The sequence below is a fragment of the Rhodobacter viridis genome (assembly GCF_003217355.1).
Classification (GTDB): domain Bacteria; phylum Pseudomonadota; class Alphaproteobacteria; order Rhodobacterales; family Rhodobacteraceae; genus Rhodobacter; species Rhodobacter viridis.
In genome coordinates this window covers 85,940-111,361 of record NZ_QJTK01000011.1, presented here as the reverse complement: position 1 = coordinate 111,361, position 25,422 = coordinate 85,940, and the positions used below count along the sequence as shown (strand labels likewise).

Sequence of the window (25,422 nt, the reverse complement as noted above, 5' to 3'; positions counted from 1 at the left end):
GTCAATAAGCAGCCGCTTATTTACGCCCTGATAACCGTCAGGAGGGCGGGCTTAACCTTGGCAGGCATCACCCGGCCGCGGCGAGGATGGCCGTGATCCGACCGCGACACGGTGTGTTCTGCGTCCGACACCGCTGCCGCGTCGCATCGGTCGCGGTGCACGATCACGGCCTTCGCGACACGGCCTTCGAGACACGGCGGCGCTCGCCCGTCGGGCAGATCCTCCAGCCAAGCGGCCTTGGCCGCCTCCTTGAAGCGCCTGAGCGACAGGGTGAAAGGGTTGGTCTTTTGCGACAGCTCGCAGATCTGTCCCAGGGGCTGGCGCGGGTTCGCCGCAAAGACAAGCCGTGTCTCAAGAGGGCCCAGACAGGTGATCGGGGCCCCACTCCAGCCCGGCAAGCGCCAGCACGGGATCGGCGCCGTGAACGCCGCGCCGCATCGGAAAGCTGGCGCGCAGACGCTCGACGTCTTCGGCCTCGTTCTTCGAGACTGCAGCCCAAAAGCCCCCCGCGTCGGCAAGCGCCACGAAGATCGGCGCGGTCGTCATCTGCCGCAGCGCGTGCAGCCAGTCGCCAAGCGCTTTCGCATCCAGCCGCTCACGATAGCGATCGACGTCGAGCGAGATCACTTGCAGATCGGCAGTGCTGCCGCCATCGACCTGAAATTGGAGACTGTCCGAAGTCACTGTAAACGAAGGTGACCTGCTCCCCGACATGAGCCCGGAAGGCGGTCATGCCCGATATACCCTCTTGTTCGACATGCCAAAACAGCCTGTTGTCTGGCGACCGGATCAAGCGCCACTTTGCCGCCAAGGCGAGCGCGGCAGCGTCGCGCCGTGGCAGATTTCGGGGCGGCACTCCCGCCGCAAGAGCCGATCCGATGTCTGCGCCGCCCGACACCGGGGCCGCACAAATCGACGCTCCGACGATTTCCTGAGCTCTTTCGTCGTTTCTTGTGCAACTTTGGTTGGACTTTCGACGTCTCACTCCCATATCGAAACTTGCGCGACAGGCGAAAGGGAGACGCCATGAACATCCACGGACGCATCGACACGCCCGATACGGCAGAAGCCAAGGCCGCGCTTGAAGTTCTGCGGGCTTTCGTGGCGCAGGCACATCCCGCCGAGGTGGCGGGACTGGACCCGGCCATTGCCCGGCTCTTCAACCCGGCCCCGACCCCCTACCCCGAGCTCGCCCGCGTCTATGACGCCGAGTTCCGCCCCGATGACGCCTACAAGGCCGCGATGCCCGATCTGCAGAACGGTCCGGCCTCGCTGATCCGCGGCGCCAAGACCCGCATCGAACATGTCGGAATCTCGAATTTCCGCCTGCCGATCCGCTACAAGCTGCGCGATGGCGGCGATGTCACGCTGGAAACCTCGGTCTCCGGCACGGTGAGCCTTGAAGCCGAGAAGAAGGGCATCAACATGTCGCGCATCCTGCGCAGCTTCTATGCCCATTCGGAAAGCGAGTTTTCCTTCGAGGTGATGGCGGCGGCGCTCGATGACTATATCGATCATCTGGAAAGCTTCGACGCGCGGCTGATGATGCGGTTCTCGCTGCCGCTGCAGGTGGAGAGCCTGCGCTCGGGCCTGCGCGGCTGGCAATACTATGACATCGCGCTGGAGTTGGTCGAACAGGCCGGGGTGCGCACCAAGATCGTGCATCTTGACTATGTCTATTCCTCGACCTGCCCCTGCTCGCTTGAACTCAGCGAAGACGCCCGCATCCGCCGCGGGCGGCTGGCGACGCCGCATTCGCAACGTTCGGTGGCGCGGATTTCGGTGGTGGTCGAGCCGGGCAAGACGCTCTGGTTCGAAGACCTGATCGAGATCGCCCGCGACAACGTCCCGACCGAGACCCAGGTCATGGTGAAGCGCGAAGACGAACAGGCCTTTGCCGAGCTGAACGCCGCCAATCCGATTTTCGTCGAAGATGCGGTGCGCTCGTTCGCGGCCGGGCTCATGGCCGAGCCGCGGGTGGCGGATTTCCGCGTCATCGCCAGCCATCAGGAAAGCCTGCACAGCCACGATGCGGTGGCCGTGCTGACGGAAGGTCCCACTTTCGCCAGCGCGAGCCTCGATCCGAAACTTTTCGCATCGCTTGTGCATGCCGGGTAACGCGGTGCGGAAGGCGCCCCTTCCGCCCGTGTGACCCGCTCCCCCCGGGGGATCCCGCATCGGCATCGGGTTTGCCGCGCGGGATCGCCCGGGGGGTTCGTATTTGCAGGAACAAAAAACGAACAGGCCTTGGCTTTGCCGCCGCGCAAGCTATAGTGGCGCCCCATGAGCAGTATCCTCGATGATGATGATTTCGGCGGGCTGAGCCTGTCGCAACGTGCCATGATGGCGGCGCGCGGCCCTGTCGGCACGCCCTGGCTCGACGGTCTGAACGACGCGCAGCGGCAGGCGGTCGAGGCGCTCGATGGCCCCGTGCTGATGCTTGCAGGCGCGGGCACCGGCAAGACCAAGGCGCTGACCTCGCGCATCGCGCATCTGATCCATTCCGGCCGCGCCCGGCCGAACGAGGTGCTGGCCGTCACCTTCACCAACAAGGCCGCGCGGGAAATGAAGGACCGCATCGGTCGGCTGATGGGGCAGACGCTGGAGGGGATGCCATGGCTCGGCACCTTCCACTCGGTCTGCGTCAAGCTCTTGCGCCGTCACGCGGAACTGGTCGAGCTGCGCTCGAACTTCACGATTCTTGACACCGACGATCAGGTCCGGCTTTTGAAACAGCTGATCATCGCCGCGAACATGGATGAGAAGCGTTGGCCCGCGCGGCAACTGGCCGGGCTGATCGACAGCTGGAAGAACCGCGCCTGGACGCCCGAGCGGGTGCAGGGCGCCGAGACCGCGCATTTCAACAACCGCGGCTCCGAGCTTTACGCCGCCTATCAGGAGCGTCTGCGCACGCTGAACGCCGTCGATTTCGGCGATCTGCTGCTGCACATGGTGACGATCTTTCAGCGCCATGCCGATGTGCTGCAGCAGTATCAGCGCTGGTTCAAATATATCCTCGTCGACGAATATCAGGACACCAACACGGCGCAATATCTGTGGCTGCGGCTGCTGGCGCAGGCGCATCGCAACATCTGCTGCGTCGGCGACGACGATCAGTCGATCTACGGCTGGCGCGGGGCCGAGGTGGGCAATATCCTGCGGTTCGAAAAGGATTTTCCGGGCGCGGTGGTGGTGCGTCTGGAACAGAATTACCGCTCGACCGAGCATATTCTGGCCGCGGCTTCCGGTCTGATCACGGCGAACCGCGACCGTCTGGGCAAGACGCTTTGGACCGCGGACAAGGGTGGTGAAAAGGTCCGGCTGATCGGCCATTGGGACGGCGACGAGGAAGCGCGCTGGATCGGCGAAGAGGTCGAAAGCCTCTCGCGCGGCACTCGCGGCCTTGATCCCATCCCGTTGAACGGACAGGCGATTTTGGTGCGCGCCAGCCATCAGATGCGCGCCTTTGAAGACCGTTTCCTGACCATCGGCCTGCCCTATCGCGTCATCGGCGGCCCGCGCTTCTATGAACGGCAGGAAATCCGCGATGCGATGGCCTATTTCCGGCTGGCCGTGTCGCCCGACGATGATCTGGCGTTCGAGCGGGTGGTGAACCTGCCCAAGCGGGGCTTGGGCGACAAGGCGCAGGCGGTCATTCAAAGCTGCGCGCGGGCGGCCGAGGCGGGTCTGGTCATGGGCGCGAAAGCCGCGCTGCAGCAGGGCGCGATCAGCGGCAAGGCGGCGGGGGCGTTGCGCAATTTCCTTGAGGGCATCGGGCGCTGGCATGCGGCGGTGCTCGACAATTCCGACCATGTGCGGCTGGCCGAAACCATTCTGGAGGAGAGTGGCTACACCGAGATGTGGCTTGCCGACAAGACGCCCGAGGCGCCGGGGCGGCTCGAAAACCTGAAGGAACTGGTGAAGGCGCTCGAAGGCTTCGAGAACCTGCAGGGGTTCCTTGAGCACGTCGCGCTGATCATGGACAATGACAAGGACCAGTCCGAGGACAAGGTCTCGATCATGACGCTGCATGCGGCGAAGGGGCTGGAATTTCCCGCGGTCTTCCTGCCCGGCTGGGAGGATGGGCTGTTCCCGAGCCAGCGCGCGCTGGACGAGGGCGGTCTGCGTGCTTTGGAGGAGGAACGGCGGCTGGCTTATGTCGGCATCACCCGGGCCGAGGCGCTGTGCACGATTTCCTTTGCGGGCAACCGACGGGTTTACGGGCAATGGCAGTCGCAACTGCCCTCGCGCTTCATCGACGAATTGCCCGCCGCGCGGGTCGAGGTGCTGACCCCGCCCGGGCTTTACGGCGGCGGCTTCGGCGCGGCGACGCAGGCTGGCTTCGGCAGTCTGGAGAGCCGCGCGACCAAGGCCGATGTCTACAATTCCCCGGGCTGGAAGCGGATGGAGACCCGCGCGACCGAGCCGCCGCGGCCGAAGGCGCGCACAGTGACGACGGTCGACAGCGTTGCCTTTGGCATCGGCGACCGGGTGTTCCACCAGAAGTTCGGCTATGGCGAGGTGATCGACCTTGAAGGCGACACCGCCTTGATCGAATTCGAAAAAGCCGGATCGAAGCATGTGAAGGCGGGGTTCCTGAAACCTGCCGTCGGGCTGGATGACGTGCCGTTCTGACCGGACCGCCTGATCTGACCGAGGCCACCGCCGAGGTCACGCGCAAGATTAGCCCCATGACCGCCGAGGGCCCAAAGGCACTCGGTGAGCCGCCCGCCCCGCCCTCGGCGGGCGCTTCTCGCCCGCCAGGTCAGGCGCCGGCCTCTGTCAGGCTTGGGGAGGCGATCCCGTGACGGACGTCGCAAAACGGGCGGGGAAACGCGCTGCGTTTCCCCGCCCGAGGACATCTTGCTAATTCGGATCAGACCGGCACGACCCGCACCGAGCCGCCCGCGGCGGTCAGCGCGATCTCGCCCTTGGCCAGCCGCAGCGCGTCATTGCCGAAGACATCGAGCCGCCAGCCGTTCAGCGCCGCCACGTCGCGCTTGCCCGCGGCGATCCGGTCCAGATCCGCGGCGGTGGCAATCAGCTTCGCCGCCACCCCGGTCTCTTCCGATTTCGCCTTCAGAAGCACGCGCAGCAGATCGGCCAGCGCCGTATTCACCTGCAGCTGTGCATCCTCGTCGGGCACCCGCGGGAAATCCTCGGGCTTCGTCTCCATCCCGACCTTCACCGCCGCGATGATGCCATCGGCAATGTCGCCCCGCCGCGCCTCGCGCAGCAAAAGCCGCGACTTGCCCAGCTCATCGAGCGTCAAGGGCTTGGTCGAGGCCAGTTCCAAGAGCGCATCGTCCTTGAACACGCGCGAGCGCGGGATGTTCTTGCCTTGGGCATAGGCCTCGCGGAAGCGGGCCAGTTCGCGCACGACGGCCATGAAACGCCCCGAATTCGTCCGCGTCTTCACCCTTTCCCAGGCTTCCTCGGGGCGGGTGATATAGGTCTCGGGCGACAGAAGGATCGCCTCCTCCTCCTCGACCCATTTCTCGCGGCCGGATTTCTTCAGCTCTTTCGAAAGGAATTCGTAGATCATCCGCAGATGCGTGACATCGGCCAAAGCATAGGCCTTTTGCGCATCGGTCAGCGGGCGGCGCGACCAATCGGTGAAGCGCGAGGTCTTGTCGAGCGACTGCCGCGCGATCTTTTTCACGAGCGTCTCGTAGCCGACCTGCTCGCCAAAGCCGCAGACCATCGCCGCGACCTGCGTGTCGAACAGCGGCAGCGGGAAGACCCCGGCCTCGGTGAAGAAAATCTCCAGATCCTGCCGGGCGGCGTGGAAGACCTTGACGGTGTCCTGATGCCGGAAGAGGTCGTAAAGCGGTTCAAGCGACAGGCCCTCGACCAGCGGATCGACCAGAACCGCCTCGCCCTCCTTGCCGGGAAGCGCCATCTGCACGAGGCAGAGCTTCGACCAGTAGGTGCGTTCGCGGAGGAACTCGGTATCAACTGTCACATAGGGGGCAGCCTTGGCGCGGGTGCAGAATTGCTCCAGTGCGTCGGTGGTGGTGATCGTCTGCATCGTGCCTTTTCCCGGGGATCGCGGGGGCATCCCGCCTTGCCCTTCCGGTTTAGGCATTTGTCCGCACAAAGGAAAGCGTGTCATTGCAGGAATGCACAATTCCTTGTGACCAACGACACATTATTCGCTGCAGAGGGCGGCTCTGACCGGGTCGGACGGAGCCAAGCGCCCGCCGTCACAGATCCAGACGGCTGCGGTTGCCGGTCACGAAGCGGCGCAGCACGGCGGGGTAAAGCTTGTGCTCCTGCGCCAGAACACGGGCCGCCAGCGTTTCCGCCGTATCGCCCGGCTCGACCGGCACCCGCGCCTGACCCAGGATCGGGCCGTCATCCAGAACCGGCGTCACCTCATGCACGGTGCAACCGGCCTCGGCATCGCCCGCCTCGAGCGCGCGCTGATGCGTGTGCAGGCCGGGATATTTCGGCAGCAGCGAGGGGTGGATGTTCAGCATCCGCCCGGCAAAGGGCGTGACGAAATCGGGCGTCAGCACCCGCATGAACCCGGCAAGGCACAGAACATCGGGCTTCGCTGCAAGGATCGGTTTCAGCAGTTCCGCCTCGAACGCCGCGCGATCCTTGCCGAAGGGTCGGTGGTCGATCACCGCCGTCGCGACGCCCAGACGCGCGGCGCGGTCGATCCCCGCCGCGCTCGGGTCGTTCGAGGCCACCAGCACCGGCGTCGCATAGCCAAGGCCCTTCATGTCCTCGACGAGGCGGAGCATGTTCGAGCCCCCCCCCGAAATCAGGATCGCGACGCGGGTGGTCACAGGAGCTTGCCCGTATAGGCGACGCCCTTGCCCTCGGTCACGGTGCCGATCACGGTGACGGTTTCGCCCGCGGCTTCCAGAAGCGCTTTCAGCGCCGGGGCCTCGCCCGCGTCCACCACGCAGATCATGCCGATGCCGCAGTTGAAGGTCTTCAGCAGCTCGGGTTCGGCCATGCTTGCGGTCTCGGCCAGCCAGCGGAAGACCGGCGGCAGCGGCCAGGACGAAAGGTCAATCGTGGCCCCCAGCCCCTCGGGCAGGACGCGCGGCAGGTTCTCGGTCAGACCGCCGCCGGTGATATGGGCGAGCGCATGCACGCCCCCCGCGCGGATCGCGGCCAGCGCCTGTTTCACGTAAAGCCGGGTCGGCGCCAGCAGCGCCTGCCCCAGAGTGCCGTCCGAGAAGGGCGAAGCCGCCTCCCAGCCAAGGCCCGACAGCTCGACCACCTTGCGCACGAAGCTGTAGCCGTTCGAATGCACGCCATTCGAGCCAAGACCGAGCAGCACATCGCCCGCGACCACGCCCGCAGGCAGATCCGACCCGCGTTCCATCGCGCCGACGGCAAAGCCCGCCAGATCGAAATCTTCCTTGGCATACATGCCCGGCATCTCGGCGGTCTCGCCGCCGATCAGCGCACAGCCCGATTGCGCACAACCCTCGGCGATGCCCTCGATGATCGTCGCGGCCTGCGCGACCTCGAGCTTGCCGGTGGCGAAATAATCCAGAAAGAACAGCGGCTCGGCGCCTTGGCAGACCAGATCGTTCACGCACATCGCGACAAGATCGATGCCGATCGTGTCCACGACGCCGGTGTCGATGGCAATCCGCAGCTTCGTGCCGACGCCATCGGTCGCGGCCACAAGGATCGGATCATTGTAGCCCGCGGCCTTGAGGTCAAAGAGCGCGCCGAACCCGCCCAGCCCCGAAACGGTGCCCGGACGGTTGGTGCGTTTCGCCGCCGGTTTGATCCGTTCGACGAGCGCATTGCCCGCATCGATATCCACGCCTGCATCGGCATAGGTCAGGCCAGTCTTGCGCTCGGTCATCGCTGTCTCCGTCGGATTCGTCGTGCGAAGCCCTAGCGCAAAGGGGGCCGCTTGAAAAGCACCGCGTGGCGGGCGGGCTCAGCTGACCTTCGCCAGCGCCGCGCGGCGGCGCTCCAGCGCCTCGGGCGACCAGACCTCGGCGCTTTTGTAATACTCGGCAAAGACCTTCGCGCCTTCCGGGAAAACCACCCAAGGCTGTTTCGTCGCGGTGAAGATATGCACATCGGGCGGACAGGCGGCGGGGGTGTCGAGCGTGCCGACGCGGACAAAGGCCAGCACCCGCCCTGCCCCGGCATAATGGCTGAAGACCGCAACGCGGCAGCTGGGGCAGCGGGCGATCTCCTGCCCCTTGCCCGAGGCCGAGGGCGTCATGACGTAATCAACCGCGCCCATCACCTGAAGCCGGTCGGTCTCGATCAGGGTGTTCAGCGCGAAGGCGGTGCCGGTCTCGCGTTGGCACCAGCTGCAATGGCAGGCATGGGTGATCATCGGCGCCGCGGTCATCCGGTAACTCATCTGCCCGCAGGTGCAGCGGCCAGTCAGGCATTCGGTCATGCGATCCTCCTTAGTGCTGCGCCGTCTCCCACATGTTGTAGCAGCGCGCGAAGCGGGTTTCATGTTCCGCCCGCAGCGTCTCGGGCAGATCGAGCGCGCGCTGGGGCGAGACATTGACGACGGGCAGTTCGACCGGCCCCCCGAAGCGCTCGGCCAGAAAGGCCAGAATCCGGTCTTGCGCCTCGTAGCGGAAGAGGTGCTGCACCGGGCAAGACCCGTCCTTGAGGCTTAAAAAGCGCGATTGCGCCCCCTCGGCCTCGGGGTTGCCGGGGGTCAGCATCCGCGCGATGAACTCGGCGAAACTCAGATGCGCGGTCGAACGGGGCGTGCCCTGCAGCTTCGACCGGGTGCGATAGCGGTAATTCGAGCCGTGCCAGTCGAGCGGATGACGGATCACCGCCATCATCTCGTAATCGGCCTTGAGCAGCGGGCGCAGCGACCGCGCGTAGCTGGCCACCGTCATGTGTTTCAGATGCGGCGGATCGCGCAGGACAATCGCAGCGCGGGCATCAAGCGCCGCCTCGATCGCGGTCGTGCCGGTCTTGGGAACCGCGAAAAACACGAGGCTCTCGCGGGGGAACACCATCATGGGGGGCTCTCGCCTGTTGTTGTGGCCGCGGGCGAGTATGACGGCGCCCGCGCCCCATCGCAAGCGCCCCTCAGTCGGGCAGCGCCTGTGCGAGCGCGGTGAAATGCTCGCCGCGTTTTTCGAAGTTCGGATATTGGTCGAACGAGGCCGCCGCCGGGGCCAGCAGCACGGTATCGCCCGGTTCGGCCTCCTCGGCGGCGCGGGCGACGGCGCGGTCCATCGTCTCGCAGATCTCATGCGCGAGCGGCGCCAGTTCGAGGGCGAAATCGCGCCCGGAATGGCCGATGAAATAGGTCTTCTTCACCGTGCCCAGAAGCGGTTTCAGCGCGCTCACGCCGCCTTCCTTGCCCATGCCGCCAACGATCCAGCGAATGTTGGTGAAGGCTTCCAGCGCCTTGGCCGCGCTGTCGACGTTCGTCGCCTTGCTGTCGTTCACATAGCGCACACCGCGCTTTTCCGCGATGGTCTGGCTGCGGTGCGGCAGCCCGCCAAAGCTGTGGAAGGCCTCCTCGATCAGCTTCGGCGCCAGACCGAGCGAGCGGCAGGCGGCATAGGCGGCGCAGGCGTTTTGATGGTTGTGCGCACCGGGCAGCGCCTTCACGCCGCGCAGATCGATCGAGGCGACCTGCCGCCCCTTGCGCCATTCGGCCAGAAAGCCTTTGCGCGCAAAGACCGACCAGCCGTAATCGCCGAGTTTCTTCGCCGAGGAGACCCGGATCACCCGGTCATCCTCGCGCCCCATCGCCATCTGATTGGCCAGATAGACCCCCTCGGGCTCGTCGATGCCGATCACCGCGCGATCAGGCGCGCCTTCGGCAAAGAGCCGACGCTTGGCGGCGAAATAGCCGCCCATGCCGGAATGGCGGTCCATGTGATCGGGCGAGAGGTTGGTGAAGACGGCGATATCGGGGGTCAGCGCGCGGGCGAGATCGGTCTGGTAGGAGGAGAGTTCCAGCACCACCACCTCGCCATCCGCGGGCGGATCGATATCAAGGACACCGCGGCCGATGTTGCCCGCCATCTGCGTGGGCCGACCCGCGTGGGTCAGGATGTGATGGATCAGCGCCGTGGTGGTCGATTTGCCGTTCGAGCCGGTGATGCAGACCGTGCGCGGCGTGACGTCGAAATCATCCCAGCCCGCCGTCGCCCAGGAGCGGAAGAAGAGCCCGATGTCATTGTCGACCGGCACGCCCGCCGCCATCGCCGCGGCGATGACCGGATTGGGGCGGGGATAAAGATGCGGGATGCCGGGCGAGGTGATCAGCGCGGCGATGCCGTCAAAGGCGCCCTGACGGGTCAGATCGGTGCAGGTGTACCCCGCGGCCTCGGCCTTGGCCCGGGCTTCGGGGCTGTCGTCCCAGAGCACGGGCTCCGCGCCGCCTGCCCTCAACGCCGCCGCCGTCGCGAGCCCCGAGCGCCCGAGCCCCAGCACCGCGACGCGCGCGCCCTCATATCCCTGAACCGGTATCATCCGCGACCTCCGTAAGCAGCGGGGCTCTGCCCCGCACCCCGAGATATTTGAGGCAAGATAAAAGGAAAAGCCCTTCCGGCCCGGTTCACGGCACAAGCGCGCGAGGCGCGTCAGCGCCGCCGCAGGATCCGGTGCAGCGCCCAGGCCGCGGCCAGCACGCCAAGGATGGCGATCGCCAGATGGACATGCAGCGCCAGATCGCCGAAGAAGCGGGTGATCGCCTGCCCCGCGACATAGCCGAGCCCGACGAAAAGATGCGCCCAGACGAGGCAGGAGAGCGCGTCAAGCGTGGCGAAGCGGCGCCAGCCGATCTCGGAGGTGCCGATCAAGACCGCCCCCGCGATCTTCAGCCCATAGACGAAGCGAAAGCCGAGGACCGAAAGCGTCTGATGCCGCCCAAGCTGGCGATGCAGCGCCTGCACCGGGCCTTTCGAGAGCAGGCGGGCGGCCAAGGCGCCCTGCCCCGCAAGCCGCCCGAGCGCGAAGAAAAGCTGATCGGCCGCGATGGCTCCGGCGGTGACGACAAGCGAAACGATCTCGACCGGAAAGAGTGCGCGATGCGCCAGCACGCCGCCCAGCACGGCGACGCCCTCGCCCTCGGCCATCGTGCCGAGAAACAGGCCCGGAAGACCGGCGGTCTGGATCAGCGTGTCGAACGACATGGGAACCCTTTGAAAATGCGAAGAACGGCCCGGCTCACCCGCAGTTCCGGGCCGTCACGCTGCCTGCGCCGCATCTGCGGGAACAGGTCGTCGGAAGGGGCGGATCGCGCCTTCCCGCCCGGGGGCCCGCGTGTTCTGGAGCGGGGGGCCGGGACTTGCGGGCTCACTCGGGCAACCGCCCGATCCTGCGCCCGCACGCGGGATCGGGGCGTCCCGGGGTCGTCCCCGGGGGTTGCCGTCCTCGGGCGGGCGGCTAGCCGCCCGCTCAGCCGATCAGGCTCAGCGCTTTTTCAGCGCGTAGCCGGCGATCGAGACGAAGCACAGCACCACGGCGCCGGCGAAGGCGACCGGCGCGAGGCCCGGCTGGGTCATCGCGAAGATCAGCGCGACGATGTTGAGCAGGGCAAGGAACACCCAGACCGAGGTGCGGGCGCGCTCGGCGGTCATCGGGCGCGTGTCGGCGCCGACGATCACGTCGAGGAACTTGCACAAGGCCAGAAGACCGATGGTCAGCGCGATGACCGGGCCCCAGCCCAGCGTCAGGTTGCTCATGCCGGTCAGATTGGCAAAGAACACGAGGAACGGCAGCAGCACTGCCGTGACTTTCAGCGGATCCGTGAAGTTCTTGATCATGCGGGTCTTCCTTCCTTTTCAAGGGGTCAGCGGATTTTCAGCGTAGCAAGGCCTATCAGAGCGAGGATTAGAGAGATGATCCAGAAGCGGATCACGATCTGCGGTTCGGCCCAGCCCTTCTTCTCGAAGTGGTGGTGGATGGGTGCCATCAGGAACACCCGTTTGCCGGTGGTCTTGAAGTAGGCCACCTGAATGATGACCGAGAGCGCCTCGACGACGAAAAGCCCGCCGACCACCCCCAGAACAAGTTCGTGTTTCGTGCAGACGGCAATCGCGCCGAGCGCGCCACCCAGCGCGAGCGAGCCGGTGTCGCCCATGAACACCGCCGCCGGGGGCGCGTTGTACCACAGGAATCCGAGGCCTCCGCCGATCAGCGCGGCGGTGAAGACGAAAAGCTCCCCGGTGCCGGGCACGAAATTGACGCCCAGATATTGCGTGAAGTCGGCGCGGCCCACGACATAGGCGATGGCGCCGAGCGTGCCCGCCGCGATCATCACCGGCATGATCGCGAGCCCGTCAAGCCCGTCGGTCAGGTTCACCGCATTGGCGGCGCCGACGATGACGAACATCGAGAACGGAACGAAGAAGATGCCGAGGTTGATCAGCACATCCTTGAAGACGGGCAGCGTCAGCATGTTCGTCAGTTCCGGCGGATGCATCAGCGCGGCACAGATCCCCGCCAGCGCCGCCAGCGCAAGGCCAAGCGCCATGCGCGTGCGTCCCGAGACGCCCTTGACGTTCTGCTTCGTCACCTTGGCATAGTCATCGGCAAAGCCGATCGCGGCATAGCCATAGGTGACGCCCAGCACGATCCAGACATAACCGTTCGACAGCCGCGCCCAGAGCAGCGTCGAAAACAGCAGTGCAGAGAGGATGAGCAGGCCCCCCATCGTCGGCGTGCCCGCCTTGGCGAAATGGGTGGCCGGGCCGTCGTCGCGGATCGGCTGGCCCTTGCCCTGCTTGCGGCGCAGGATGTCGATCAGGGGCCGCCCGAACAGGAAACCGAAGATCAGCGCGGTGAAGAAAGCTCCACCGGCGCGGAAGGTGATGTAGCGGAAGAGGTTGAAGAAATCGCCCCCGTCCGAAAGGTTCGCAAGCCAGTAAAGCATTATTCTTTTCCCTTGAAGGCCTCTGCCGCGCCGGGCTGACCGAGTTTTCTGAGCGCGTCAACCACGAGCGAGACCTTCGAGCCTTTCGATCCTTTTACCAGCACCACATCCCCGGCATCGACCAGATGCGGCGCGCGGTCGGCCAGATCCCTGGCGGTCTCGACCCACTCGCCCCGCTTGCCCCGCGGCAGCGCTTCGTAAAGCGCCCGCATCCGCGGTCCGGCCAGATGCACGATGTCTATCGATACCATTGCGGGCAGTTCGGCAATCGCGGCATGAAGCCGCGCCTCCTCGGGACCGAGCTCCAGCATGTCGCCCAGAATGGCGACGCGACGCCCGCGTTTGACCCGCCCCACCCCGTCGCGCGGGACCTGTCCGGCGAGCACGTCGAGCCCCGCTTCCATCGAAGCAGGATTGGCGTTGAAGGCATCATCGAAGAGATCGAAGCTCTGCGCCTCGTCGATCAGATCAAGCCAGATCCGCTCGCGTTTGCCACGCCCCGCGGGGGGCGCCCAAAGCCCGATATCGAGCGCCGCAACGGCCGGATCGGCCCCCACCGCCTGCGCCAGCGCAAGAACCCCCAAGGCGTTGTTTGCAAAGTGTTTTCCCGGCGTCATCACCTTGAAGAGCATCGGCCGCCCGGCATGGTCGGCCTGCACGATCGTGGCATCGCCCACGATTTTCGCGCTCACCAGCCGGTAGTCCGATCCGGGCGCCGGACCGAAGCTGACAACCGTCCCCGCGCGCGCCTTTGCCGCAGCCAGAAGAATGCCCGTCGTCTCGAGGCCGGTGGGCACGACAGCGGTGCCGCCGGGCTCCAGACCGTCGAAGATCGCGGCCTTCTCATGGGCGATCTGATCGAGGTTTTCGAAGGCCTCCAGATGCGCCGCAGCGACCGTGGTGATCATCGCGGCATGGGGTCGCGCCATCTTGACCAGAGGCGAGATTTCCCCCGGATGGTTCATGCCGATCTCGATCACCGCGAAATCGGCGTCCGCGGGCATCCGCGCCAGCGTGATCGGCACGCCCCAGTGGTTGTTGAACGAGGCCTCGGCGGCATGGACGCGGCCTTGCGCCGACAGAACCGCGCGCAGCATCTCCTTGGTCGAGGTCTTGCCGACCGAGCCCGTCACCGCGATCACCTGCGCGCGCGACCGCGCCCGACCCGCGCGGCCCAGATCTTCCAGCGCCTTGAGCACGTCGGGGACCAGCAGCAGCGGGTCTTCTTCGCTCATCCCCTCGGGGATGCGGCTGACGAGCGCGCAGGCAGCGCCCTTTTTCAGCGCATCGGCCACGAAATCATGGCCGTCGCGCACGTCTTTCAGCGCCACGAACATCTCGCCGGGGCGGATCGAGCGGGTGTCGATCGACAGCCCCGTCACCATGAAGGGGCGCGTCGCCCGGCCGCCGGTGGCGACGGCCGCATCGATCGAGGTCCACAAAACGGCCATGTCAGATCTTCCCATCCAGAGCGGCCACGGCGATCGAGGCCTGTTCGGCATCGTCAAAGGGGAAGACATCGGTGCCGATGACCTGCCCCCGCTCATGCCCCTTGCCCATGATCAAAAGCGCATCACCCGGGCCAAGCGCATCGACGCCGCGCAAGATCGCCTCGGCACGGTCGCCGACTTCGGTCGCCTCGGGTCCCGCGCCCGCCATGACGGCAGCCCGGATCGAGGCCGGGTCTTCGGTGCGCGGATTGTCGTCGGTGACGATGACCTGATCGGCATGGGCCGAGGCGGCCGCGCCCATCAGCGGGCGCTTGGTGCGGTCGCGGTCACCGCCCGCGCCGACGATGGCGACGATGCGCCCCAGAACATGCGGACGCAGCGCCTTGAGCGCGGTTTCGACCGCATCGGGCGTATGGGCGAAATCGACGAAGACGGTGGCGCCATTCGTGCGCGTCGCGGCCAGCTGCATCCGGCCGCGCACGGTCGAAAGCTGCGGCAGCGCGTCGAACACCTCTTTCGGCTCGGCGCCGCAAGCGATGACCAGCCCCGCGGCGGTCAGCACGTTCATCGCCTGAAAGCCGCCGATCAGCGGCAGGCGCACCATCTGCGGCCCGCCATGCCACAGGAAGCGCACATCCTGCCCGGCCGCATCGAAGCGCTGCCCCTGCAGCTGGATCTCGCAGCCATCGCCGTGGCCAACGCGGATCACCTTCTGCCCGCGCGCCTTGGCGAGCGCGGCCAGCCCCGGCCCTTTCGGATCGTCGGTGTTGATCACCGCCGTCCCCTCCTCGGGCAGGACGCGGGTGAAGAGACCCGCCTTGGCGTCGAAATATTCCTCGAAGGTGGCGTGATAATCGAGGTGATCCTGGGTGAAATTGGTGAAGGCCGCCGCGCGCAGCACGACGCCATCAAGCCGCCGCTGCGCCAGCCCGTGCGAGCTGGCCTCCATCGCCGCATGGGTGACGCCCGCCGCGGCCATGTCGGCCAGAAGCCGGTGCAGGGTGATCGGCTCGGGCGTGGTGTGTGCAGAGGGCGCGGTGAAGGCGCCCTCGACCCCGGTGGTGCCGATATTCGCGGCCTCAAAGCCCAGCGCCTGCCAGATCATCCGGGTGAAGGTCGCGACCGAGGTTTTGCCATTCGTGCCGGTCACCGCGACCATCTGATCGGGTTGCGCGCCGAAAAAGAGCGCCGCCGCGCAGGAGAGCGTCAGCCGCGCATCCTCGACCACGACGAGCGCGACCGAGGTGCCCGCAAGCGCCTGTCGCACGCTTTCCTCGCCCGACCGGTCGGTCAGCACCGCCGCCGCGCCACGCTCCAGCGCCGCCGCGACAAAGGTTGCGCCATGCACCTTGGTGCCCGGCAGGGCCGCGAACAGATGCCCGGGTTTGACCAGTCGGCTGTCCACCGAAAGACCCGTCACCGCAACGTCGCTCCCCGGACGGGCCGTCAGCCCCAATGCACTCAAAGGCTTCGCCGTGAGGGCCATATCTTGTGTCCTTGTTCAGTTCCTGCCCCATTTAGAGGCGAAGCCGGGGGGGCGTCAACGCAAGCCTTGTAAACAAGGCCGAAGCCGCCCATCGGGTCACGGCCGCGCGGCGATGCCCTGGCGTGGAACCAGCCGGTCGAAGCCCCAGGTGAACAGGAAGGTGTAGATCAGGAAACAGCCCAGAAGCGCCGCCTCCATCGCGATCGCCGCGGTCAGGGTGACGCCGTAAAAGCCCATGTAAAGCGGCACGGTAAAGAGAAACAGCCCGCCCTCGAAGCCCAGCGCATGGGCGGCGCGCAGGGCAAAGGTGCGGGTCAGCCGGAAGCGATGCTCGATCGCCTCGAAGCCGCGGTTGAAGACAAGGTTCCAGATCAGCGCCACCAGAGTCACGAGGATCGAGACGAGAAGCGAGTCCTCGGCCGGGCCGGAACTGAGCGCCGACAGAAGCAGCGTCGACAGCGCGATGGCCCCGGCTTCGAAGGTAAAGGCATAGACGAGACGCCGCAGCGTCGGGGACAATGTGACCATTTGGGGCCTCGAAGCGATCGCTTCCCGATTTCGGATCGGCCCGTCCCGACTTTGGTTTCTGCATCGGCGCCACGGTTTCCGCGCCTGCGGCAGAACTATCCCGCCGCTGGGGACAGGGTCAAGGCCGAAGCGGGCCGTGGGTCACTCGGGGAAGACGCAGACAAGCCGACCCGGCTCGCCCTCGGCGATATAGGCCCGGTTCCGATCGCCGGTCTCGGCGCGCAGCGTCCGCTCGGCCTGATCGATCGCCGCGCCAAAGCGGGCCACGACCTCGGCCCGGGGGCTTTCGAAGACAAGGCTCTGCTCCAGAAATCCGCCGCCTTCGGGCCGGTAGTCATACTGCACCCGCGCGACCGGCAGGCCAAGGTAATTGCCCTGCAGCGCAACATCGATCTGCACCCGCGGGCCGACCTTCTGCGCCGCGACCAGCTCCGGCGCCAGAAGCCCGCCCGGAGGCCAGATCACCGGCGTCTCGGTCGCCGCGACCGGGCCGTCGGGCGCATCGGGCGGCGTCGCGTAACTGTCGGACAGGTTTTCGAAAAAGGTCTTCAGCGCCTCGGACGGGGTGCAGCTGTCCATCCCGGCCAGAAAACCATCAAGGACGGGCAGCCCGGGCTCCGGCCCCGGCTCGAAGCGCAGCACCTTGCCCGCCTCGGTCGAGACGACAAGCCAGCCCTCGGAATCCTCGCCGATGAAGGTGACGGGGCTGTCGAGGAATTGCGAGGCGCAATCCTTGCCCACACCGCGCAGCAGATTGGCCTCGCCCCGGCCCGGGATCTTCACCGTGATCACCTCGCCCGTGCAGCGCCCCGAAGTGTCTTCCGCCGTGACCTTGGTGCGCAAGACGGCGCAGGTGCCGCGATAGGACAGCTTGCCCGCCTTCACCAGATCGCACCCGCCCGCAAAGGGCAGATCCGGCGCGCGGGCCTGCCCGGCCCCCGCGGCAAGGAGCGGACAGAGCGCGATCATGGCGGCGATGATGACGGAATGCAGACGTGTCATCCGGTCCCTTTCCGAAAGTCTTTTGCGGCGCAGCATGACGCCGAGCGCTGAAGGAAAGGCTAATCGATGCGGCGTCCCGGCCCGGATCGTGCATTTTTCACGCCCGGGCGCGCGGCGGTGCGGCTCCATCGCGATGGGGCGCCGCGCGGGCTCAGTAAAAGCCGACCTCGCGGACCTCGATTTCGGCCTCGTGCGCGCGTCCATAGGCCACGACCGCGACCGAGCGCAGGCTTTCCACCGCGGGCGTGCCCGGCATCATCCGCCCCGAGGCGTGAAAGGCGGTGAAGGGCAGCCGCACCTCGGCCCAGTCGGGCGTGACCTCGAAGGGCGCCTGATAATATTGCCAGGGCATCAGGGTCGCGCCGTTGCGCAGATGCGCGAAGTAGCGCTGCCCATTGCCGCGCACGATCAGCCGCAGGCCGGTCGTGCCCGCGGGCGGAGGGGCATCGAGATCGCGCCGCATCTGGATGAAGCCGCCATTGTTCGCGGTGCTGATCTGGCCGGTCATCCGCGCATGCGGCGCGCCGTCGCCCGTGACGATCTCAAGCCGCCCGGTCGAAACGCCGCCCATCACGGCATCGGTGAAGAAACGCCAGCGGTTTTCGGGATGCATGGTGAAATCCTCGATCACGGTGTCGGCCTGCGCGGGCAGGACCGCGGCAAGCCCGAGCGCCAGCGTGAGGACAAGGGACAGTTGCCGTCGCATCGACCCCTCCGAAGGTTTGCGAGGCTTTCAGGGGACCATGAAACCCGGCTTTTTTCCAGCGGTTTTCACGGCCCCCCTTTTCTCAGAACCGCGCCAGCCGATAGGGCGCGGGATCGACGATCGGCGGGGCGCCGGTCGCCAGATCGGCCGCCAGATGCCCCGCGGCGGGGCCGGTGCCGAAGCCATGCCCGGAAAAGCCGGTGGCGAGGATCAGCCCGGGCATCGCGGCCACGCTGTCGATCACCGGATCGCTGTCGGGGGTGACGTCGATCATCCCCGCCCAGGTCGCGGCGATGCGGGCCTGATCGAAGATGGGCCAAGCCTTGCGCAGCGCCGCCATCGCCTCGGCGTTCAGGCCGGGATTGACGTCCGGGTCCATGATCCGGCAGCGCTCGAAGGGGGTGATCTCGTCGTCTTTCCAGCGCCTTGCGGACAGAAGTTCGTGCAGGAAATGCCGCCCGAGACCCACCTGCGTCGCGCCTTTCTGCGCGCGCAGAACCGGCAGATAGCGCAGCCCGAGCCGCAGGTGATCGGGCGTCAGCGGCGCATCAAGCCGCCCGCGCTGGGTGATGGTGAAGCCGCCATCCGTGCGCTTGCGGAACGAAAAGTCCGGCCCACCCACGGCAGTCTCGCAAGGCCCCTCCATCGGCGCCGTGCGCAGGACCGAACAGATCAAGGGCAGCGTCGGCAGGAAGATCCCCAGATTGCCGAGGAACCGGCGCGACCAGAGCCCCGCGGCGAGGATCACCTTTTCACACGCAATCTCGCCGCGTTCGGTGACGACGCCCGCGACTTTGCCCGCCTTGGTCGCGAGGCTGCGCACGGCGCAATTCTCGACGATCTGACCACCCTTCGCCAGCACCGCCCTCGCCAGCGCCGCACAGGCGAGCGAGGGCTCCGCCCGCCCGTCCGAGGGCGTGTGAACCCCGCCGAGCCAGTCGCCCTTGCCGCCGGGCACAAGCCGGTCGATGTCCTTGGGCGAGACGAGGCTCGCCCCCAGATCCAGCGGCGCGACGGCCTTCAGCCAATCCTCGTAAATCCCCATCTGCTTTTGCGACCGGGTGACGAACAAGATCCCGGCCTGACGATAGCCGCAATCGGCGCCGATCCGCGCGGGCATCTCGGCCCAAAGCCGGTCGGCAGCCTGCGCCAAGGGCACATCGGCGGGCGCGCGCGAGGTCTTGCGCACCCAGCCCAGATTGCGCCCTGATTGCTCGGCGCCGATGCGGCCCTTTTCCAGCACCGTCACCGGAATGCCGCGCTCGGCCAGTGTCAGCGCGGCCGAGAGCCCGACGATGCCCGCGCCGATCACGACGACAGTGGTTTGCGCCGGAATGTCGGGGGTGGACGCCGGAAGAATGGCAAGCGGTTCCATGGCTTACACCCCCAGCCGGATCAGCTCGGCGCCCTTCGAGGCGCCGCGGAAAGCGGTCACTTCGATCTCGACCTTGTAGACGGTCGAGCCAAGCGGCGGGCAGGTCACGGTCAGCGCCGGATCGACCCCGCGGAAGATCTCGCCGAAAATCTCCATCACCTGCGGCGTGTCGGCGGGCTCCTGAATGAAGACGCGGGCCGAGATCACATCGCCCAGACCCGATCCCACCGCGGCAAGCGCGCGGGAGATGTTGGCGAAGACCTGATGGGTCTGCGCGGTCACGTCTTCGGGGATCAGCTTCGTCTCCGGGTTGCGCCCGGCGGTGTTCGACACGAAAATCCAGTCGCCCACGGCCACAAGGCGGGAATAGCTGCTCTTGTCCTCCAGCACCGCGCCGGATTTCAACTTCACGATCTTTGTCATTGGTTTTCCTGAAGGTTTGGGGGGCTGATCCCGGGCAGGGTGGCGCCCCCCCCGAAAGGTCAGCGCAGGACGGGCTCGTCCCAGAGGTTCAGCTTCACGCCGATGCCGCGTTCGATCGCGTTGCGATAAAGCACCGTGCCCCAGGCCACGTCTTCGACCGGCATCCCGCCCACCGACATGATGATGATTTCCTCATCGTTCTTGCGGCCCGGCGCCTCGCCCGCGACGATGGCGCCAAGGTCTTCGAGGTCGTCATGGGTCAGCTTGCCCTCGGCGATCATGTCCATGAACTTCACGCCGATCACCGGAATGGTGTTGTGCGCGGGCTTCGGCACTTCTTCGTACCAGGCCTCGTAAAGCCCGGTGTTATCGAGCACCTTGCGCACGTCGGGGGCCTGCATCCCCTCGTCGATGTTGCACACCGCGGGCATCGCCATGAAGGCGCCGGGCTTGACCCAGTCGCGCTTCACGATCGGATAGGTCGAGGGGTCGCCCGTCTCGCCCGAGTTGCAATAGGAGAACAGGTCCGAGCCGCGCACGACCTCTTCGACACTGTCGACAACCGTGACCGAGGTGATCTGCGGATAGGTCTCGGCCACCCAGGCGAGGAAATTCTGCAGGCTCTTCTCGCCGCGGCCCTTCACCTTCAGCGTGTCGATTTTCGGGCAGGCGACCATGAAGGCCGCTAGCGTGGTTTTCGCCATCACGCCGGGTCCAAGGATGCCGACGATCTTCGAGTCGGGCCGGGCGAGATGCCGCGCGCCCACGCCCGGCACCGCGCCGGTGCGATAGGCCGAGAGCAGGTTCGCCGACATATGGGCGAGCGGCGCCCCGGTCTCGGTGTCGTTCAAGGTGAACATCAGGATCGAGCGCGGCAGGCCCTTTTGCCGGTTCGCGATGTTCGAGCCATACCACTTGACGCCCGTGGTGCAGAATTGGCCGCCGAGGTAAGCGGGCATCGCCATGAAGCGCCGGTCCGCGGTGGGTTTCGGCATCGTCGGGAACGGGCTTTCCGCCGGGAACATCACCATCGCGCCGTGGCTGTCGTTGTTCGCCCCGGCCATGCGGTAATCGCCCGAATGCAGCAGGCCGAACATCTCCTCCATGCAGTCGACGCAAGCGGCCATGTCGGTGACGCCCGCCTTGATCATGTCAGGTTCGGACAGGTAGATGAAATCGATACGCGTTTCGGCGTTCATGGGGTTTCTCTCTGGTTTGGGAAGGGTGGCCCTGCCGCGCGGCAGGGCGGGAAAGGCTCAGTCGAAGGCGCGGCCGAGGCGGGCGTAAAGCTCGGGCTGGCTGCGCTTGATGCGCAGGGCGAGAAGCGAGCCCGAGGCCGCGACGAGAAGCACGATCACCGGGAAGGCCTGCACCACCGGGCTTTCGGAGCCCGTCAGCATCGGCAGGTTCGACCAGACAAGGCCGAAGGCGGTCATCAGCCCAAGCGTCGCCAGAACCGGGGCCACAAGGGTGACGAAGGGCGAGCGGCCGAAGCTGTCGCGGCGGAAGAAGGCGATGACGGCGATCGAAACCATGATCTGCACCGCGACGATCGACAGCACCGCCAGCGCCGACATCCACGAGAAGACGACGCCGTAAGGATCGGCCCCGATCAGCGCGAAAAGCCCAAGGATCACCACCACCATCGCCGCCTGCACCAGCCCGGCGACATGGGGCGAGCCGTGATCGTCATGGACTTTCGTCACATGCGACGAGAGCAGCCCCTCGTGCCCCAGCGCATAGAAGTAGCGGTTGAGCGTGTTGTGGAAGGACAGCAGGCAGGCAAAGAGGCTGGTGATCAAGAGGATATTGGCGATCTTCACCACCCAGCCGCCCAGAAGCGCCTCCATCGGGGCGAAATAGAACCCTTCGAGCGAGGCAGCGGCGGCGGCTTGCGCCTTTTCGGGACCGTAATATTGCACGATGGCCCAGGTCGAGAAGGCATAGAAGGCGGTGATCAGGATCACGGCGATATAGGTCGCACGGGGAATGGTGCGGTCGGGGTTCGAGGCTTCCTCGCCGAAGATCGCGGTGGCCTCGAAGCCGACGTAGGAGCCGAGCACGAAGACCATGGTGACGCCAAGGCCGGGGCCGAAGACATCCGACGGCCGGAAGCCCGAGACCGATATCCCCGCATCGCCGCCGCCATGCGCGAGGATCGCGATATCAAGGACAAGCAGGATGATCAGCTCGGCGATCATGCACAGGCCCAGGATGAAGCCCGAAACCGCGATGTGGCGACGCCCCAGAAACACCACGACGGCAAGGCCCGCGAAGGCCCAGACCCACCACGGCAGATCAAGGCCAAGCGAGGAGGCGAAGCCCGAGACGAAGACGGCAAACAGCGCAAAGACCGAGATCTGCACCGCGAAATAAGCGAGAAGCGCCGTCAGCGCCCCGCCGATGCCCGCGGGCGAGCCAAGGCCGCGGGTGATATAGGCGTAAAACGCCCCTGCCCCGCTCACATGCCGCGTCATCGCGGTGAAGCCGACCGAGAACAGCAGATACAGGATCCCCGCCAGAATGAAGGCGCCCGGCACGCCCGCGCCATTGCCGAAAGCGAAGGCGGGCGGCGTCGCGCCAACGACAGCGGTCATCGGCGCGGCGGCCGCAACGACAAAGAAGATGATATGCGCCAACCCTATCGAATTGGCCTGCAGGCGGTTTGCGCCCGGTTGTTGTTCCATGTTCCCGATCCCTGTTTCGGTTTCTTTGGAACCGGTCTGCAGGCCGCAAGACAAGAGCGGCCATTGCAAAGCGCGCCAAAAATCCGATAGTTTGCGCCAAAGGCCCCTCTCGGGCGGAAAATGAGGAAAAATGTCCGCGACAAGCAGCCCATTGCCCGGAATGCTGTCTGTCAGGGCCCTGATTTTTGGGCCAATTCTGGAATACTTTGCCGATGATCCGGGCAAGTTGAAAACTCTGCTTGCCCGCGAAAAGCTCTCGCCCGAGGTGCTGGCCGATCCTTACGAAGCGATTCCCTTGCAAAGTTATCTCTCGATTTTCGAGACTGCGGCGGAATTGGCGGGCGATCCGCTCTTTGGCGCACGCTTGGGCTTCGGGATGCGACCGGGCAATCTGGCGCCGATCGGGCTGCGCGCGGTGCAGGCGGGCACGATCCGCAGCGCGCTTGCGGCTTTCGCGCGCTGGTCGGGGGCGCTGCAAAGCGCGACGCAATCGAGCCTGACCGCGGAGGACGACCAGCTCGTCTTCACCTACCGGTTGACGGCGCCGGTGCTGATCGCCTCGCGGCAGGATACGGAATTCAGTCTGGCGGCGGTCTCGCGGCTGATCCGCGGCGCTTTCGATCCGCGCTGGCGCCCGCTCGAGATCCGCTTCACCCATCCGCCGATCCCCGAGAAAGCCCGGCTCGAGGCGCTGTTCCGCGCGCCGGTGCGCTATTCGCAACCGACGAATGCCATCGTCTTTTCCGCCGCCGAGGCCGACCGGGTGCATCGCGCCGAAGACCCCGACATGATCGCGCTGATCGAGCGGCACCTGCAGGATCTGACCGCCGATGTGAGCCGCGCCGAAAGCCTTGTCACCCAGGTCGAGGCGCTGATCGACCTCTATCTCGGCGTGCGCGCGATCGACGTGCCGACGATTGCGGCGGCGTTGCGGATGGCGCCGCGCAGCCTGCAACGGGGTCTGGCCGCGGAAGGCGCGAGCCTGAGCGGACTTTTGCGCCAGCAACGGCAGCGCCGGGCCGAGGTGTTGCTGCGCGAGCGCGGCCTGAGCGTCGAGGCGGTGGCGCAGGCGCTCGGCTATGCCGATGGCACGGTGTTCTGGCGCGCGTGGCGCAACTGGACAGGCGTTGCCCCAAGCCGCCTCCCCCCGAAATGACGCCCTGATTTCAGTTTCCCTTCGCCCCGCCCCGGTCTAGGTTGGCGCAAATCCGCAGGAGTGTGCTCGTGTCGAAAACCATCTTCATCCTCAACGGCCCGAACCTGAACCTGCTGGGCAAGCGCCAGCCGGAAATCTACGGCGCCGACACCCTCGCCGATGTCGAGACCCGCTGCCGCGCGCTGGCCGAAAGCCTTGGCTTTGCCGTCGAGTTTTTTCAGTCGAACCACGAGGGCGTGATCATCGACACGATCCACCGCGCCCGCGAGGAAGCCGCCGCGATCGTCATCAACCCGGGCGCCTTCACCCATACCTCGGTCGCGATCCTTGACGCGCTGAACGCCTATGACGGGCTGGTGTTCGAGTGCCACATCTCGAACGTGCACAAGCGCGAGCCCTTCCGCCACCACAGCTTTGTCTCGGCCCGGGCCGATGGCGTGATGGCGGGCTTTGGCACCGAGGGCTATGAACTCTGTGTCCGCCGCGCCTGTTCGCTGCTCTCGAAAGCCTAGTCGCGGGTCAGCCGCGCGCAGGCGGCGGTGATCCGCGCCAGCGCCTCGCGCAGCTCGGCCTCGGAGGTGGCGTAGGAAATGCGGAAATAGGGCGAGAGGCCAAAGGCCGCGCCGGGCACCATCGCCACCTCGGCGGTTTCCAGAAGCCACGCGCAGAAGTCACGGTCCGAGGCGATCGTGCCGCCCTCGGGCGTCGTCGCCCCGATCAGGCCCGAACAATCGGCGAAGGTGTAAAACGCGCCCTCGGGCAGGCGGCAGGTGATCCCCGGGATCGCGTTCAGCCCCGCCACCACCAGATCGCGGCGGCGCTGAAAATCGGCGGCGCGTTCGGGCAATAGATCCTGCGGCCCGGTGAGCGCGGCCAGAGCCGCCGCCTGCGAAATCGAGCAAGGACAAGAGGTTGACTGGCTCTGCACCACGGCCATCGCCTTGATCAGCGCCTCGGGCCCGCCCGCATAGCCGATCCGCCAGCCGGTCATCGCATAGGCTTTCGAGACGCCATTCACCGTCAGGATGCGCCCCTTCAGCCGCGGTTCGAGCGCGGCGGGTGTGGTGAAGCGGAAGCCCTCGTAACAGATGTGCTCATACATGTCGTCGACCATCAGCCAGACCTGCGGATGGGCGCGCAGCACCTCGAGCAGCGGGCGGTAATCGGCCTCTGCATAGGCCGCCCCGGTCGGGTTCGAGGGCGAATTGAGCATCAGCCAGTGCGTCTTCGGCGTGATCGCGGCGGCCAGCGCCTCGGGTTGCAGCCGGAACCCCTGCGCGCCGTCGCAGGGCACGGCGACCGGCACGCCGCCCGCGATGCGCACGATGTCGAAGTAAGACGTCCAGCACGGCGTCGGGATGATCACCTCGTCGCCCGGATCGAGCGTCGCCATCATCGCATTGTAAAGCACCTGCTTGGCCCCGGTGGCCACGGTGATTTCCGCCACCGTATAGTCCAAGCCATTCTCGCGCTTGAACTTTTCGACGATCGCCGCCTTCAGCGCCGGGGTGCCGTCCAGCGCCGTGTATTTCGTCTCGCCCCGCGCCATCGCCTCGGCGGCGGCCTGTTTGACATGCTCGGGCGTGTCGAAATCGGGCTCGCCCGCGCCAAGGATGATCACCGGCCGCCCGGCCCGCTTCATCGCCGCCGCCTTGGCGCCGATCTGCAGGATTTCGGAGACGCCAAGCGTGGCGATACGCTCGGCGGGGCGGAAGGCCACGCCGGTCTGGTCTTGCAGGGTCATCTGTG

General features: G+C 66.4%; 24 protein-coding genes. 4 read left to right on the top strand and 20 right to left on the bottom strand.

Annotated features, from left to right (window positions below; genetic code table 11):
- Window positions 1–351: 351 nt before the first annotated feature.
- Window positions 352–684, bottom strand: a complete 333-nt coding sequence (locus tag C8J30_RS13810; RefSeq protein ID WP_110806431.1) for a hypothetical protein — start codon at window positions 682–684, stop codon at window positions 352–354.
- Window positions 685–1,026: 342 nt separating this feature from the next.
- On the opposite strand from C8J30_RS13810, the gene folE2 reads away from it, so the two are divergent.
- Window positions 1,027–2,118 carry a GTP cyclohydrolase FolE2 gene (folE2, locus tag C8J30_RS13805; protein ID WP_110806430.1) on the top strand — a complete coding sequence of 364 codons (1,092 nt, stop codon included), beginning with the start codon at window positions 1,027–1,029 and terminating at the stop codon, window positions 2,116–2,118.
- A gap of 165 nt (window positions 2,119–2,283) precedes the next feature.
- Window positions 2,284–4,635 carry an ATP-dependent helicase gene (locus C8J30_RS13800; RefSeq protein ID WP_110806429.1) on the top strand — a complete coding sequence of 784 codons (2,352 nt, stop codon included), beginning with the start codon at window positions 2,284–2,286 and terminating at the stop codon, window positions 4,633–4,635.
- Between the two features lie 241 nt (window positions 4,636–4,876).
- Here the strand turns inward: C8J30_RS13800 and rnd are convergent, their stop codons facing one another.
- From rnd to C8J30_RS13710, 18 genes are all read right to left on the bottom strand, one after another.
- Window positions 4,877–6,031 carry a ribonuclease D gene (gene rnd, locus C8J30_RS13795; RefSeq protein WP_110806428.1) on the bottom strand — a complete coding sequence of 385 codons (1,155 nt, stop codon included), beginning with the start codon at window positions 6,029–6,031 and terminating at the stop codon, window positions 4,877–4,879.
- A gap of 175 nt (window positions 6,032–6,206) precedes the next feature.
- A complete protein-coding gene (purN, locus tag C8J30_RS13790) occupies window positions 6,207–6,797 on the bottom strand; it encodes a phosphoribosylglycinamide formyltransferase (RefSeq protein WP_110806427.1) in 591 nt (196 codons plus the stop codon).
- Window positions 6,794–7,840, bottom strand: coding sequence for a phosphoribosylformylglycinamidine cyclo-ligase (purM, locus tag C8J30_RS13785; RefSeq protein ID WP_110806426.1), 1,047 nt, complete (start codon window positions 7,838–7,840; stop codon window positions 6,794–6,796). Before purM ends, purN begins: the two co-directional genes overlap by 4 nt.
- A gap of 78 nt (window positions 7,841–7,918) precedes the next feature.
- The gene (locus tag C8J30_RS13780) at window positions 7,919–8,395 is read right to left on the bottom strand and encodes a GFA family protein (protein WP_110806425.1); all 477 of its coding nucleotides are present in this window, start codon (window positions 8,393–8,395) and stop codon (window positions 7,919–7,921) included.
- A gap of 10 nt (window positions 8,396–8,405) precedes the next feature.
- Complete coding sequence (locus C8J30_RS13775; protein WP_110806424.1) at window positions 8,406–8,984, bottom strand: gamma-glutamyl kinase; 579 nt, start codon at window positions 8,982–8,984, stop codon at window positions 8,406–8,408.
- Between the two features lie 70 nt (window positions 8,985–9,054).
- The gene (gene murD / locus C8J30_RS13770; RefSeq protein ID WP_110806423.1) at window positions 9,055–10,455 is read right to left on the bottom strand and encodes a UDP-N-acetylmuramoyl-L-alanine--D-glutamate ligase; all 1,401 of its coding nucleotides are present in this window, start codon (window positions 10,453–10,455) and stop codon (window positions 9,055–9,057) included.
- A gap of 110 nt (window positions 10,456–10,565) precedes the next feature.
- Window positions 10,566–11,117: a DedA family protein gene (locus tag C8J30_RS13765; RefSeq protein ID WP_110806422.1), complete on the bottom strand. Its 552-nt coding sequence runs from the start codon at window positions 11,115–11,117 to the stop codon at window positions 10,566–10,568.
- A 279-nt stretch (window positions 11,118–11,396) separates the two neighbouring features.
- Entirely contained in the window at window positions 11,397–11,750 is a 354-nt protein-coding gene (locus C8J30_RS13760; RefSeq protein WP_110806421.1) for a hypothetical protein, read from the bottom strand.
- 26 nt (window positions 11,751–11,776) lie between these two features.
- On the bottom strand, window positions 11,777–12,859 hold the full coding sequence (mraY, locus tag C8J30_RS13755) for a phospho-N-acetylmuramoyl-pentapeptide-transferase (protein WP_110806420.1): 1,083 nt from the start codon (window positions 12,857–12,859) through the stop codon (window positions 11,777–11,779).
- Window positions 12,859–14,310, bottom strand: coding sequence for a UDP-N-acetylmuramoyl-tripeptide--D-alanyl-D-alanine ligase (locus C8J30_RS13750; protein ID WP_110806419.1), 1,452 nt, complete (start codon window positions 14,308–14,310; stop codon window positions 12,859–12,861). The genes mraY and C8J30_RS13750 overlap by 1 nt, the downstream gene beginning before the upstream one ends.
- Window position 14,311: 1 nt before the next feature.
- Window positions 14,312–15,796, bottom strand: coding sequence for a UDP-N-acetylmuramoyl-L-alanyl-D-glutamate--2,6-diaminopimelate ligase (locus tag C8J30_RS13745; RefSeq protein WP_110806418.1), 1,485 nt, complete (start codon window positions 15,794–15,796; stop codon window positions 14,312–14,314).
- Window positions 15,797–15,892: 96 nt separating this feature from the next.
- Window positions 15,893–16,324: a PACE efflux transporter gene (locus C8J30_RS13740; RefSeq protein ID WP_110806417.1), complete on the bottom strand. Its 432-nt coding sequence runs from the start codon at window positions 16,322–16,324 to the stop codon at window positions 15,893–15,895.
- A gap of 141 nt (window positions 16,325–16,465) precedes the next feature.
- Window positions 16,466–17,326 carry a hypothetical protein gene (locus C8J30_RS13735; protein ID WP_146227914.1) on the bottom strand — a complete coding sequence of 287 codons (861 nt, stop codon included), beginning with the start codon at window positions 17,324–17,326 and terminating at the stop codon, window positions 16,466–16,468.
- 151 nt (window positions 17,327–17,477) lie between these two features.
- On the bottom strand, window positions 17,478–18,032 hold the full coding sequence (locus tag C8J30_RS13730; protein WP_110806415.1) for a CIA30 family protein: 555 nt from the start codon (window positions 18,030–18,032) through the stop codon (window positions 17,478–17,480).
- 82 nt (window positions 18,033–18,114) lie between these two features.
- Window positions 18,115–19,407 carry an NAD(P)/FAD-dependent oxidoreductase gene (locus C8J30_RS13725; protein WP_110806414.1) on the bottom strand — a complete coding sequence of 431 codons (1,293 nt, stop codon included), beginning with the start codon at window positions 19,405–19,407 and terminating at the stop codon, window positions 18,115–18,117.
- Window positions 19,408–19,410: 3 nt separating this feature from the next.
- Window positions 19,411–19,830, bottom strand: a complete 420-nt coding sequence (locus tag C8J30_RS13720) for a Rid family hydrolase (RefSeq protein WP_110806413.1) — start codon at window positions 19,828–19,830, stop codon at window positions 19,411–19,413.
- Window positions 19,831–19,889: 59 nt separating this feature from the next.
- Window positions 19,890–21,029 (bottom strand): tyramine oxidase subunit B, encoded by a 1,140-nt coding sequence (locus C8J30_RS13715; protein ID WP_110806412.1) that lies wholly within the window; start codon window positions 21,027–21,029, stop codon window positions 19,890–19,892.
- A 57-nt stretch (window positions 21,030–21,086) separates the two neighbouring features.
- Window positions 21,087–22,517, bottom strand: coding sequence for an APC family permease (locus C8J30_RS13710; protein ID WP_110806411.1), 1,431 nt, complete (start codon window positions 22,515–22,517; stop codon window positions 21,087–21,089).
- A 226-nt stretch (window positions 22,518–22,743) separates the two neighbouring features.
- Between C8J30_RS13710 and C8J30_RS13705 the strand changes: the two genes are divergently transcribed.
- Entirely contained in the window at window positions 22,744–23,673 is a 930-nt protein-coding gene (locus tag C8J30_RS13705; protein ID WP_181420882.1) for an AraC family transcriptional regulator, read from the top strand.
- A gap of 68 nt (window positions 23,674–23,741) precedes the next feature.
- Window positions 23,742–24,185 (top strand): type II 3-dehydroquinate dehydratase, encoded by a 444-nt coding sequence (gene aroQ / locus C8J30_RS13700; protein WP_110806409.1) that lies wholly within the window; start codon window positions 23,742–23,744, stop codon window positions 24,183–24,185.
- Here the strand turns inward: aroQ and C8J30_RS13695 are convergent.
- Entirely contained in the window at window positions 24,182–25,417 is a 1,236-nt protein-coding gene (locus C8J30_RS13695) for a pyridoxal phosphate-dependent aminotransferase (protein WP_110806408.1), read from the bottom strand. The genes aroQ and C8J30_RS13695 overlap by 4 nt on opposite strands.
- Between the last annotated feature and the right edge of the window lie 5 nt (window positions 25,418–25,422).

What these genes read in the sequence shown, in the direction of transcription:
- C8J30_RS13760 (WP_110806421.1), bottom strand. Translation starts at nt 11,750, where the DNA reads ATGATCAAGAACTTCACGGATCCGCTGAAAGTCACGGCAGTGCTGCTG.
- C8J30_RS13780 (WP_110806425.1), bottom strand. Translation starts at nt 8,395, where the DNA reads ATGACCGAATGCCTGACTGGCCGCTGCACCTGCGGGCAGATGAGTTAC.
- C8J30_RS13715 (WP_110806412.1), bottom strand. Translation starts at nt 21,029, where the DNA reads ATGAACGCCGAAACGCGTATCGATTTCATCTACCTGTCCGAACCTGAC.
- C8J30_RS13695 (WP_110806408.1), bottom strand. Translation starts at nt 25,417, where the DNA reads ATGACCCTGCAAGACCAGACCGGCGTGGCCTTCCGCCCCGCCGAGCGT.
- C8J30_RS13745 (WP_110806418.1), bottom strand. Translation starts at nt 15,796, where the DNA reads ATGGCCCTCACGGCGAAGCCTTTGAGTGCATTGGGGCTGACGGCCCGT.
- murD (WP_110806423.1), bottom strand. Translation starts at nt 10,455, where the DNA reads ATGATACCGGTTCAGGGATATGAGGGCGCGCGCGTCGCGGTGCTGGGG.
- C8J30_RS13725 (WP_110806414.1), bottom strand. Translation starts at nt 19,407, where the DNA reads ATGGAACCGCTTGCCATTCTTCCGGCGTCCACCCCCGACATTCCGGCG.
- C8J30_RS13710 (WP_110806411.1), bottom strand. Translation starts at nt 22,517, where the DNA reads ATGGAACAACAACCGGGCGCAAACCGCCTGCAGGCCAATTCGATAGGG.
- C8J30_RS13740 (WP_110806417.1), bottom strand. Translation starts at nt 16,324, where the DNA reads ATGGTCACATTGTCCCCGACGCTGCGGCGTCTCGTCTATGCCTTTACC.
- C8J30_RS13765 (WP_110806422.1), bottom strand. Translation starts at nt 11,117, where the DNA reads ATGTCGTTCGACACGCTGATCCAGACCGCCGGTCTTCCGGGCCTGTTT.
- rnd (WP_110806428.1), bottom strand. Translation starts at nt 6,031, where the DNA reads ATGCAGACGATCACCACCACCGACGCACTGGAGCAATTCTGCACCCGC.
- C8J30_RS13720 (WP_110806413.1), bottom strand. Translation starts at nt 19,830, where the DNA reads ATGACAAAGATCGTGAAGTTGAAATCCGGCGCGGTGCTGGAGGACAAG.
- C8J30_RS13775 (WP_110806424.1), bottom strand. Translation starts at nt 8,984, where the DNA reads ATGATGGTGTTCCCCCGCGAGAGCCTCGTGTTTTTCGCGGTTCCCAAG.
- purM (WP_110806426.1), bottom strand. Translation starts at nt 7,840, where the DNA reads ATGACCGAGCGCAAGACTGGCCTGACCTATGCCGATGCAGGCGTGGAT.
- C8J30_RS13730 (WP_110806415.1), bottom strand. Translation starts at nt 18,032, where the DNA reads ATGCGACGGCAACTGTCCCTTGTCCTCACGCTGGCGCTCGGGCTTGCC.
- folE2 (WP_110806430.1), top strand. Translation starts at nt 1,027, where the DNA reads ATGAACATCCACGGACGCATCGACACGCCCGATACGGCAGAAGCCAAG.
- C8J30_RS13800 (WP_110806429.1), top strand. Translation starts at nt 2,284, where the DNA reads ATGAGCAGTATCCTCGATGATGATGATTTCGGCGGGCTGAGCCTGTCG.
- C8J30_RS13750 (WP_110806419.1), bottom strand. Translation starts at nt 14,310, where the DNA reads ATGGCCGTTTTGTGGACCTCGATCGATGCGGCCGTCGCCACCGGCGGC.
- C8J30_RS13735 (WP_146227914.1), bottom strand. Translation starts at nt 17,326, where the DNA reads ATGACACGTCTGCATTCCGTCATCATCGCCGCCATGATCGCGCTCTGT.
- mraY (WP_110806420.1), bottom strand. Translation starts at nt 12,859, where the DNA reads ATGCTTTACTGGCTTGCGAACCTTTCGGACGGGGGCGATTTCTTCAAC.